The sequence below is a fragment of the Anaerobacillus sp. genome (genome assembly GCF_046314235.1).
GTDB lineage: Bacteria > Bacillota > Bacilli > Bacillales > Anaerobacillaceae > Anaerobacillus.
The window spans coordinates 20,845-32,508 of record NZ_JBKBWN010000017.1; the positions used below are offsets into that span (position 1 = coordinate 20,845).

Genomic DNA, 11,664 nt, shown 5'->3' on the forward strand with positions numbered 1-11,664 from the left:
TCACCTCTACCCGTTAGACTTGTTTAGTGCGGCTTTCACTTGCTCGATGATTTGCGCCTCAGTAAAGCCATTGTTTAGCATGTACTCAATAAATGTCGTTACATATTGTTCAGAGATTTCAGCACGCAACTCCTTAATTAACGCTTCATTCTCGGTAACAAAGGAGCCTTGACCACGCCTTGCCTCGACAATTCCCTTTCGTTCCATCTCAGCATACGTCCTTTGGACAGTATTTGGGTTAACGCCAACTTCAACCGCTGTTTCTCTAACAGACGGTAACTTTTGCCCTGGGCGAATTGACCCGTTAGAAATTTTTTGAAAAAAGTGATCCATCAGTTGCAAATAAATTGGCTTTGAATTATCAAAGGATACACTCATAAACTACCTCCTTTTCATAAAAGCTCTAGAGCCCTGATTAGCCCCGACAAGCAAATGTTCTGGCTGTAAAAAATGCGGTTTTTCATTTTTTTACAGACAGGTTATTTGACCTCGAGGGGCTGGGCTCTAGAGCTAGATAAATAAAAGCTCTAGAGCCCTGGTTAGCCCCGACTAGCAAATGTTCTGGCTGTAAAAAATTAAGCAGCTACATCACGTTTTTGGAAAATAACCCACGACAGAACATTAAAGATAATAAAATAAATTGCCAACATCATGATTGAAAATGGCATTGTCATACCTTCGACGAGCGGCGTCCCTTCTACATATTGAGTTAGATATGTGTTTGCAAACAAAATATATTTTACCCATTCATACTGACTTAGAATAAAAACAAGCTGACTTCCAGTGAACATCAAAAATAGTGCCAACCCAATCGCTAATGAACTACTTCTGAAAATGGTTGAGATCATAAACGCAAATGTCACCATCATTAACAGTTCAACACTACTCAAACTATAAAGCATGAATAAATGACTAAACATATTTCGTTCGACAACTTGCCCTGCTTCAAAAATTAAGTGTGGTTGTGTAAACGTCGAAACACCAAATAATAAAGCACCAATCCCCATTGCAAAAATAACTAATCCAACTAACATTGAGATCGCAAAGATAAATGTTGCTAAATACTTTGAGAGTAAAATTTTCGATCTAGAGGCCGGTCGAATGAGCAGTAGCTTGATCGTTCCCCATGTGAATTCTCCAGCAACAATACCAGCAGCAACAATAATCGTAAACATTGTAACGACGCTAATTAAATTGACTGTCGAGAGCATATAACCCCAAAAGCTTTTTGTTTCTACCGGGGGGATATCATGCTCTATACGATATTCATTCAAGACAATCTCCCGTTGATAATGGTCCAAAGCAGCAGAAGGCATGCCCCCCTCATCGATGATCATTTGATTTTGAACATTTTGAGCAATGACTGCTTCCTGCCAATTTTCATTTGTTGCATCCCCTAATAAAAATTTTGTAACAAGTCCTACAATTAATAATAAAGTTATCAATATTCCAAACATCACCCATGTTGCTGGTCGAAGGTAGATTTTCATGTTTTCATTTTGAATAAGTCTTAGTAAATTAAACAATTTGTTCCCCTCCAGTTACTTCTAAAAATTTATCTTCTAATGTTTTTGCGTTTTGATATATACCATATACGTTAATATTATTGGTAACTAAAGCCTTATTAACTAATGGAATCTCGTCTTTTTCTAAAGAAACCTCAATAAAATCAGCATTCACGCCAAATGTACGATTTTGAAATTGATCCTTTAACAGCTGTAATGCTCGCCCAATGTCATTAACTTGAAACCTAATCACTAGCTCCTGTTGTCCATTAATAAAATCATTAACTGTCTGAACGCCAATCAACTTCCCTTTTTGAATTATGCCGATGCGGTCGCACATCAATTCCATTTCAGCTAGTAAATGACTAGAAACAATTACTGCTAATCCTTCTTCTCTTGCTAACTTTCTTACATAATCACGAATTTCACGAATTCCAGCAGGATCTAGCCCATTCGTCGGCTCATCTAAAATTAATATCGATGGTGAATGAAGGAGAGCTTGCGCTAATCCTAATCGTTGTCTCATTCCTAAAGAATAAGTTTTGACTTTTTCATGAATGCGATCAGTCAAACCTACTAATTCGATGACCTCATTAATTCTTTCCTTAGATACTCCATTTACCATTCGGGCATAGTGAACTAGGTTTTGATAGCCTGTTAAAAATTTGTACATTTCAGGATTTTCAACGATGGCACCTATATCTGAAATTGCCTCTTCAAAATTTCTCGCTACATTTTTACCTTTAATTAATATTTCTCCTTCAGTTATCGAAATTAAGCCGACAATCATTCTAATTGTCGTCGTTTTCCCTGCACCATTTGGGCCAAGGAAACCAAATACTTCACCAGGATAAATTTCAAAGCTAAGATTGTCGATGATCTTCTTACCTTTTATCACTTTAGAGACATTTTTTATTGATACAACTGATGTTGCCATTTACAATCCCCTCCTAAAATACTAATTTAAATATTATTAACTTACTGTACTAATAAGATAATACAATAATACAGTTTGAGGTGTCAACTCAATATCAAACTTTTCTAAAATTAATTTCACTATCCCTTGTGATGGTAAAATTCACTCAACAAAATTCATTAATTTGCGCAAACGTTTTCCTAAATCTGTTTACTATATACTATTTCTTTGATAAAATTTATCTTGTTATAAAGTAAACGTTTGCACTATTTGGAGGTCATTTACATGAAGCTATTTAAATCTACAAGGTACTTTTTATTATGTTGTATTGTCTCGTTTACTTTGTTAAGCGGATGTACAACACCAGAACCCGAGCAACCTAAAGAAACGGTTGCTATTGAGTCACTCAATCATACTGACCTGATTTCGAGCTATCCTAATTCCGTTTTCTATGAAATTTTCGTTCGTGCTTTTTACGATTCGACAGGTGATGGAATTGGTGATATTAATGGTATGACTAGTAAACTTGATTACTTACAAGAGCTCGGCATTGAGGGAATTTGGCTTATGCCTATTCACCCTTCTCCGTCGTATCATGGCTACGATGTCACTGATTATTACGGTGTCCATCCTGAATATGGAACGATGGACGATTTTAAAACTTTCTTAGCCGCAGCACATGAACGCGATATTAAAGTCATTATTGATTTAGTTGTTAACCACTCAAGTATTGAGCATCCATTCTTTAAAGAGGCGATATCTTCTGAAGATAGTCAGTACCGCGACTGGTACATTTGGGCGGAGGAAGATACTAATTTAAGAGACCGCGGCGAATGGGGACAGCCATTTTGGCATGGGGAAGCACCTAACAATTATTTCAGCGTATTTTGGGGTGGCATGCCAGACTTTAATTTTTACAATCAAGAAGTTCGTCAAGAAATGATCAACATTGGTAAGTATTGGTTAGAAGAAGTTGGCGTCGATGGTTTTCGTTTAGATGCTGCAAAGCATATTTTCCCAAAAGACAAAGATCAAAATTTAGTATGGTGGAGAGAGTTCCGCCAAGCGATGGAAGAAGTGAAGCCAGATGTGTTTCTCGTTGGTGAAGTTTGGGATCTTCCGCAAGTTGCTGGCCCTTATCTAGAAGATGGTCTACACTCAACGTTTAACTTTGATTTGGCTGAAGATATTCTGAAAGCTGCCATGTCAGAGCGGGGCGGATCACTAGTGACAAAACTAGTTCGTACATTAGCAACCTTTGAAACATTCTCAGCCGATTTTGTTGATTCGACCTTTATTACAAACCATGACATTAACCGTGTGATGAGTGAATTGCGTCGTAACGAATCACAAGCTCGAATGGCCGCCTCGCTTTTACTAACTTTACCAGGTAGTCCATTCATCTACTATGGTGAAGAAATTGGGATGCAAGGTATGAAACCTGATGAGCATATTCGCGAACCGATGCTTTGGTATGAAGATGGTAACGGTGGACAAACAACATGGATTAAGCCGAAATATGATACTGGAAGCGATGCCCCTTCTGTTGAGAAACAACTTGAGGATCCAACTTCTTTATTAAATCACTATAAAACAATGATTTATTTACGTCGATCTCAACCTGCTCTATTATTTGGTAATATCACTGAATCACCAATTCAACAACAAGGTGTTCTTGCGTTCAAACGTATCTACAATGAAGAAGACCTTCATGTCGTTCATAACCTTTCAAAAAATGAAATTGAAATCACTCTCGACGATGAAGTTGGTGAAATCGTATTTGCTACAACAGAGGACTATACGAATAGTAATGGTGTCGTAACGTTACCACCATATACGACGATCATTTTTGGAAAAACGCTTAATTAAGTAGGCATTTATCATTAAAGCCTATCTACTCTTATTAAATCGAAAGAGAGCTTGACGTTGTGTCAGCTCTCTTTTATTTATGAAGATCCTTTTTGTTAGTTTAAAATTTCTATTCTTTCAATAATGACATCCTCTATTGGACGATTATTAGACTTTACTTCGACTTGTGCAATTGCATCAACAACATCCATTCCTTCAAAGACATGTCCAAAAACTGTGTGACCATAGTCTAAATAAGGAGTTCCACCATGTTGTTCATATAGTTCAACTGTTTCTTGCGGGAATTTAATTCCTAATTGTTGCTCCCTTTGTTCAATCATTCTTATATCAAAATCATCCGCTTGTACAATGAAAAATTGACTTCCATTAGTATTCGGACGTGCAGGGTTTGCCATCGATAAAGCACCACGGAAATGTCCGAGTGATGGTGTAAACTCGTCATCAAAAGGCTCTCCGTAAATACTTTCACCACCCATACCCGTTCCTTCTGGGTCCCCGGATTGAATCATAAAATTATTGATAACTCGATGAAAAAGTACACCGTCATAGTAACCATTTTCACTGTGAGTAATAAAATTCTCCACTGCTAATGGTGCATACTGAGGGAAAAGACGAATTGTAATGTCTCCCTTACTCGTCACCATTTTCACCAGCCGTTCCTCAGGTTGAACAGCTGTATGAAATTGCGGGTATTCAACTGGAGTAATTTCTTCTGTTGTTGGTACCGGCTCCTCAACTAAATCGGCTTCTTCAGTTGCTGGTGGTTCTTCATATCCAGTTCCTGTTTTCTCCTCTGTTGTGCCTTGTCCACATCCAGCGCTAAATAAAATAAGTAATAGAGTGACTAAACCGTAAATCCAAAAACGCATTATGTAATTCCTCCTTTTTATTTTCCTATTATAGACAGTTGTTGCAAAAATAACAATCATCATTTAAAATAAAAATACGAACATAGGTTCTTTTAAGGAAGGAGCTTTTATTGATGAATTGTTTATCCCAGCAAGAAGAACGTCTTTTCGAAGCATTCATTATTTTAACATTAGCTCGGAAAGTATTGCAAAACGACTTGATCGTTGTTGAAAAATCATTTTTCAAACTAAAAGAGCCATATTTACAATTAATCCATTCTGCGATTGGCACAATTAGCAAGGAATTGTTTGAAATAAAAAAACAGCTAAATAAACAACGAATGAAGATCGAATTTGGCCCAAACGATGGTACTTTCACAGAATTTTACTGCTATTACCGCGGCTATGTGAAAACTAGCCGGTTTTTAAATGCAAATTTAAAAAATAAAGTTCAACAAAGGCTGAGCCAGTTTTTTGTCGCAAATAGCAAGCTTTCTTAAGTCGGTTAATGTAGCACATTAGGTTCAGGTCTCGAAGTGCAAAGTTTACTAACTCGCTATTAAACAAATAGGCTCTCTCATAAGCGATAGTTAATCTCCGCCTCTCACTAGCTAGAACGGTTTATTCATCCGCTGATAGTGATGAGACGGTAATTACTATGCATTGAGACAGCCTCAATGTAATTATAAAAACTGTTTAATTTTCGGGAAGACGTTTATGGCATTATTGTAAAAAACATCTTCGACATACCGATCTGGAATAAATGTTTTAATAAATTCAATATATGGTTGAACTTGAACAAGTGGCCAATCTGTTCCAAATAATAATTTCTCATAGTGGTCGCAAAACGTGATTGCATGTCGTAAATGATCATAGAAGTGAGGTGTATTTGAAATCCGGTATACTTCTTTTCTATCACCAACAATAAGCCCCGATAAATCAGCAAACATATTTGAATTTTTATAAACAACCTCCGCTCCGTCTAAGACCCACGGATCGCCGAAATGAGCCATCATAAAGGTCACGTTACGATTTTGAACCGCTACTTCATCTAACGTTAGCGGGTGGGAGTATTTTAAAAGCCCGCGTTCTGAATAGGTATCACCACAATGAAACACAACAGGAACTTGATAGGCTGCTGCAAGCTCATAGACAGGTCCATAGATTTTATCATAGGCATAATAAGGATAATACCCTAAATAAATTTTTATGCCGACTACTCGCTCTTTCTTTAATCCACGCTCTAATGCTTGTAATTGCTCGGTATCTAACGAATGTGGGTTTATTCCGAGACAACAAACAATGTTCGTATGCTCATCCAAAAGCATATCTAAACCCATCGGTGTTGGTGACGCTGCATCAGGAAAGCCACCTACTTGCTGTTCGGTGACCCCCATCCCAATCCCTAAAACAACATTTGCATCACGGTACTCTTTTAAGAGCCCTTTATAAGAATAGTCAATTTGAGAACGCTCTTTCGCTGTATCTCGGAAACTTCCAATGTTGGAAAAGTGCATATGTGCATCAATGATTTTCAACAGTAACTTCCTTCCTTAAAAAATTAATGTTTTTAAACTATTAAGTGCTTTATCATCAATGATTGAGTGATGGAACACTAGAAACGACGGTTTTGAACGCCATGTCTTATCCGTTCTAAGATGAATTTTCTTCATCACTGATATGTCAGTGATCGTTTGATTCGTATAAAGCTCAATATCATCAAAATCTAACTGCGGAACAACTTGTAAATAGGAATGAACATCTTTTGCTTTAAACGCTATTTGGTTAACCCCCAGTAAATGAACTTCTTCATTTGAAGGTGAGAACAGTTGCTTTTCTCCATCTTTCGTTACCGTCAGGACTTTGCCATCTTTTACATTTAACGATAGCGAGTGGAACATTTGACGGTAGTGGAAGTATTGATTTGTATTTTGCTCAATATCAACAAAGTAACAAACGACAGGAGATTCCGGTAGTACCAAGAAATATTGATGATAGGCAAACCCTTTATACTCTTCATGTTTTTCAACATCAACAGAAACTTTAATTCCTTCCCAGCAATTGCCGTGTTGATCACTCAAGCTCACAAACTCAGCACTACGCTCTTCTTTTAACAATGAATCTGGTCGGAATTTTTCAAATGAAGTTCGAATACCGCCACTCCAAGGATTCCACCATGCTTTAGGAGCTAGTGTCGGATATGAGCTATCTAACCATTCATATTTGTCGTGTTTTAACGAAAATAATCCTGGGTAAAAATCGGGATCACAACATAGTTCAATAACTCCATTATTAACTATATATTGCAGATTTCCTTCAACTTCAGATACAGTTTTAGAAATCTCCTCATTACCCTTTGCAATTATTACTGTTTGTAAATTTAAATATAATCCATTAAGCTCACCAGTTGCCTCGACAACTTCAATGTTATGTTTCTCAACTGCGATATTTTCAAACGTACTCGACGAAATTTCTTCTTCATAGTTGATTGACTTCTCGAACGTGATTTCTGACTGTTTCATTGCGATCTTTACTGTCCCTGCTAGGAATGACTGCTTTTGATTAGCAACCTCGATATCTACAGCATCATTACTTGTGAACGGATTTCCTTGATTGCCAACTAGTTCAAGGTGATCATATGTTAGTTCGCTTTCCTCGTAACTAGTTTGCAGGGCAAACGCTCGCTGTTCCTCCCAAGTGGAAAAAGCTCCGAGATTAATATATTTCGACCTTGTTGAAACAGTTTTTCCTCGTTCAATACCATCGATACTATGCTCGAAATACAAACACCAATTAGCGAAGTATAGCTTCATATCCTCGTGCCAGCTTAAGCCGTAAGCATGATCACCTTTCGAAAAAAACCAATTTTCAGTTACTTCTCTACTATTCCAAAGACTAAATCTAGCAGCGTACTTTCCATCAAGTTCAATCACTCTTCCTTGATAAGAAAATACCGAATTATTAAACTCATAAATGACCTGATCATATATGGCCATATTCGTAAAGTCACAATCAGTAGCTCTGTTTTCGATTTCAAAATACTGCTCAACTAATCCATCCATATATAGCTTTACGATCGAATGAAGGTGTAAACCAGTAAAGTCACGAGATTGATAGCTTGCTTTCAACATCGTATAGCCGTGTTCTTTTTGAATGCTAACGTTTGGCTTTAGCTTTGAAAACTCTTCTGAAAAAGGCTTTCCTAACTTTGGATAAACTAACGTCACTTCCCCTTTGTTTTTCAGTCCCTTTTCACATAGTAGTGCGTTATCAAACTTACGTAACGCAACGTGATAACGCCCGCTATATAAATGCCAATAATCTTCACACTCACCTGTGACTGTAGAACCAATACCAGGAAAAGCAATGGCTATCTTTTTTTGAAAGGTTACCATTTCTCCATTTGCTAGTTTACAAGTAACCGTAATTTCTTCACCGTAAAACCCGAAGGAATGCAACACATATGGTATTTCAATTGTGCTTCTAGCTTTTGTGGCAATCGTAGCCGCGACCGTTTCAGTTTCCAAAGAAATAAACGGGGCTTTAGGTAGCTGAAATGAAAATCGGACCGCTTCTTCAAAGTTATTCTCTAACTCTATAAAAAAGCTCGCTCGCTTATTTAAGAAACATTGGTTTGCTGGTAACTTTGTGTTTATTTTCGCTGGAAATTTCGGCATAATTCCAAGCTTAAGTTCTGCAGTTTTACCGTTGATTGATACTTGGGCTTTAACAGTAGGATGTGTACGAAAATTGTTTTGTTCTTCTTCAATTTCATCGACATAAAACTCAGCAGTAATCTTTTGCTCTTTTGTAACTGTCAGTTGCTCAGATAGAGCGAAGGTAATATTTTTATCTGTCACACCAGTTAGTTCTATCGTTAGCGGTTTGTCTGTTTTATTTTTGAAATGATATGTAATCGGGTACGATCTACCAACAACGAAAGTAGCTTTTGGAAGTGTTGCATAAATGCAATATTCTTCAGTCTCAATCCATCTCATCCCACGACCAGTTTTTTCAAACTGAACGTTAACAAATTTCTCTTTGTGCTGCCAACTATACTCAAAGAAGTCAAAGCCATTTTCCTTTAATCCATCAGGTTTTACTTCGATTGTTCTTGATGAGGCTTCATACCAATCAACGCACTCAAAAAACTCGTTAAATACCTCAGTGTTTAATACCGTTGGCATGAAATTCATTAAATGAACAGTGTCATCACGCTCTTCCCAAAAGAAGCCACATTTTTTATAGAGCGGTACAGCCTTTGTATTACCAGCCCAAGTGTATAAATCTAGACGTGGCCATTGTAATTCAACTGCTCTTTGTAACGCTTTAAGAAGAAGGGCTTTCCCTACCTTTTTGCCATGATAATCATCTCGCACATTCAGTAATGGGATATACAATGCCCCTTCATCTTCGCGATACTCTGAAAGGCCGCAATAGCCGACAGCTTTTTCATCATCAAGGGCAATATACAAATGTTTGTTTGTAGAATTTTCTTCTTGAGTACGGACCTGTTCTTCTGTCATCACCGTCCGTTCTCCGCCCCAGCCTTCTTGGCTGTTATTCCACATTTCGGCAACCTTTCCCGCTAAACTCGGATCGTATTCAACTATTTTCATTTTCATTGCTGTTTTTTCTACCATAAAATTGTACTCCTTATTAGTTAGTCAAAAAATTTCCCCTTTACTTGGACAAACGCATTGTTTAATGCTCCCTGAATTGCTCTGCCGCGATCCTTCTTTCTTCTTTTAAATTCTTTAAAAATTTCCTCTCCTTCAAATCCCTCCTCCAAAATACTTCGTAAGATCATATCTGAAAAGTCATCTTCTTTTACAACGAGTAAACCGTCAAGAAGGACACTTAGGTTGTTATTAATCTTATTGATGCTTTTTACTGTACAGACAAAAGTTGCTGGTGCATTAGATTTCTTTGTAATTGTTGCTTCAACCATAAACTTCTCCTGTGTTTCAAGTAACTTGCGAAAATACGTCTCCTGCTTCTCTGTAACAACCGCTTCAATAAGCCAGTTTTTTTGAACTTCCTCTTTATTAATAATTAATCCAGCAACTAAGGGAATTTCATTTGGTTCAATATCATTATCTAATAACAGAACTAACGAACATAACTTAAACGTTTTCAAATTCAAACACCTCATCAAATAGTTTATTGTCTTTATCATACCATAAATGCCATTTTTTTCTTGAATTTTATGTAAAAAAAGAGCTAACTACTGTTAGTTAGCCCTCTCCATTACTGTCCTGCAATTGGTCCTGTATTATCGTCAAAAAATTCTCTGTTATTGTCTGTTTGTCCTCTCTGGATGCCATTATCCAACAAACGTATGCGATCAATCGCGTGACGATCAGTAATAACGAAAACATCTTTATCAGGGAATTTATTTTTCATAAATGTCATTATCTCATTTTGTAAAGTATCAGGATCTGTCGTATCACTATCTACAGCAACCAACAATTGATTTTGATAAGTAATAATTCGAAAATCACGAACCATATCCATTTGCAAAAGTTCTTGAGTCACTTGCTCTGTATAATTATCATCATCAACAGAAGATAACGGTCTTGTATCATCTGCTGTTTCAAGGCTTGAAATTCTCCGATTCATCTCAGGCGGTCGGCGATCAAGAATACCATTCATGCCTCTACCAGGCCGTTCATCTCTTGCTACAATGTTTGCAATCGGATTTTTGCGGTCGCGCTGCTGATTAAACAGACCAAATCCTTCTCCTCGCTGGTGATCATGGGCATGAAACCTACCCCCAGGATCATTCTCTAAGCCTGGATCAACTGCGCGATCATTGATAGCACATCCGTTTATATACAAAATAATCATTAATAGGCCAATACTTACAAAGATCCCTCTTTTCATATCGCCACTCCTCACTTTCTAAGCTAAACTAGAAAATAGCTGTTATGATTAGAGTGAGTCATTTCTGTTCTTTTTAAACATTCATTTTTAGAAAGAGTTGGTGAAGTCATTGGAAATAAACATGCTTAGTGCATTTGCGAAAAAACTAAAGAATAATTACAAAGTCACATCAAAAAAATGCAGCCTAATCGCTGTAAGTAATCGCTTAAAGAGGTATTGTTCGATTCAACAAATAAACAGTGAAATTCCACCTCTTGATTTGGCCAAGATGTATTTTTATTGGCTGACAACCGCATCGAAAAAAATAATAAAGGTTAACGAGACAAAAGACAGCTATGAGCTATCTTTTCGTTTCCTAAAGAAGAAACCACTCCTAATCCTAAAACTTGAGGATCAAGATGATAAGAAGGCGCAATATTTAGTTACAGGTGGCCTATTAGCTATACAGCAACAACATGGAACATTTACATTTTATCGTTATAAAGGGACTTCGGTCATTGCCCTAGAACACTTTCAACCAAAGTTACCTTGGTGGGTCTATCTAGTAACGCAAGCACCAATTCATGAGTTCGTTATGATAAGATTTTTAAAGAAATATCATCACTAAAAAAACAAGACATCGCTCATTTAAAGTAGCGAT

At 37.1% G+C, this 11,664-nt stretch carries 11 protein-coding genes; 3 read left to right on the forward strand and 8 right to left on the reverse strand.

The genetic code is table 11. The features are described from left to right. Window positions 1-6 precede the first annotated feature (6 nt). The 3 genes from ACK4M9_RS18635 to ACK4M9_RS18645 form a co-directional block, all read right to left on the reverse strand. Complete coding sequence (locus tag ACK4M9_RS18635; RefSeq protein ID WP_409853902.1) at window positions 7-378, reverse strand: GntR family transcriptional regulator; 372 nt, start codon at window positions 376-378, stop codon at window positions 7-9. A gap of 197 nt (window positions 379-575) precedes the next feature. Next, complete coding sequence (locus ACK4M9_RS18640; protein WP_409853904.1) at window positions 576-1,526, reverse strand: ABC transporter permease; 951 nt, start codon at window positions 1,524-1,526, stop codon at window positions 576-578. Next, window positions 1,519-2,442 (reverse strand): ABC transporter ATP-binding protein, encoded by a 924-nt coding sequence (locus ACK4M9_RS18645; RefSeq protein ID WP_409853905.1) that lies wholly within the window; start codon window positions 2,440-2,442, stop codon window positions 1,519-1,521. Before ACK4M9_RS18645 ends, ACK4M9_RS18640 begins: the two co-directional genes overlap by 8 nt. Before the next feature lie 264 nt (window positions 2,443-2,706). Here ACK4M9_RS18645 and ACK4M9_RS18650 point away from each other — a divergent pair, with 264 nt between their 5' ends. Further along, complete coding sequence (locus ACK4M9_RS18650; protein ID WP_409853908.1) at window positions 2,707-4,290, forward strand: alpha-amylase family glycosyl hydrolase; 1,584 nt, start codon at window positions 2,707-2,709, stop codon at window positions 4,288-4,290. 95 nt (window positions 4,291-4,385) lie between these two features. Here ACK4M9_RS18650 and ACK4M9_RS18655 read toward each other — a convergent pair whose 3' ends face one another. After that, window positions 4,386-5,159 carry a peptidylprolyl isomerase gene (locus ACK4M9_RS18655; RefSeq protein WP_409853910.1) on the reverse strand — a complete coding sequence of 258 codons (774 nt, stop codon included), beginning with the start codon at window positions 5,157-5,159 and terminating at the stop codon, window positions 4,386-4,388. 113 nt (window positions 5,160-5,272) lie between these two features. Between ACK4M9_RS18655 and ACK4M9_RS18660 the strand changes: the two genes are divergently transcribed. Continuing rightward, complete coding sequence (locus ACK4M9_RS18660; RefSeq protein WP_409853912.1) at window positions 5,273-5,638, forward strand: YhjD family protein; 366 nt, start codon at window positions 5,273-5,275, stop codon at window positions 5,636-5,638. Window positions 5,639-5,821: 183 nt separating this feature from the next. Here the strand turns inward: ACK4M9_RS18660 and ACK4M9_RS18665 are convergent, their stop codons facing one another. The 4 genes from ACK4M9_RS18665 to ACK4M9_RS18680 form a co-directional block, all read right to left on the reverse strand. Then, window positions 5,822-6,676 carry an amidohydrolase family protein gene (locus ACK4M9_RS18665; RefSeq protein WP_409853914.1) on the reverse strand — a complete coding sequence of 285 codons (855 nt, stop codon included), beginning with the start codon at window positions 6,674-6,676 and terminating at the stop codon, window positions 5,822-5,824. A 15-nt stretch (window positions 6,677-6,691) separates the two neighbouring features. Continuing rightward, window positions 6,692-9,781 carry a GNAT family N-acetyltransferase gene (locus tag ACK4M9_RS18670; protein ID WP_409853917.1) on the reverse strand — a complete coding sequence of 1,030 codons (3,090 nt, stop codon included), beginning with the start codon at window positions 9,779-9,781 and terminating at the stop codon, window positions 6,692-6,694. 20 nt (window positions 9,782-9,801) lie between these two features. Then, the gene (locus ACK4M9_RS18675; RefSeq protein ID WP_409853920.1) at window positions 9,802-10,278 is read right to left on the reverse strand and encodes a YwpF family protein; all 477 of its coding nucleotides are present in this window, start codon (window positions 10,276-10,278) and stop codon (window positions 9,802-9,804) included. A 110-nt stretch (window positions 10,279-10,388) separates the two neighbouring features. Continuing rightward, window positions 10,389-11,024, reverse strand: coding sequence for a YhcN/YlaJ family sporulation lipoprotein (locus ACK4M9_RS18680; protein ID WP_409853922.1), 636 nt, complete (start codon window positions 11,022-11,024; stop codon window positions 10,389-10,391). 109 nt (window positions 11,025-11,133) lie between these two features. Here ACK4M9_RS18680 and ACK4M9_RS18685 point away from each other — a divergent pair, with 109 nt between their 5' ends. Then, entirely contained in the window at window positions 11,134-11,631 is a 498-nt protein-coding gene (locus ACK4M9_RS18685; RefSeq protein WP_409853925.1) for a hypothetical protein, read from the forward strand. Window positions 11,632-11,664 lie beyond the last annotated feature (33 nt).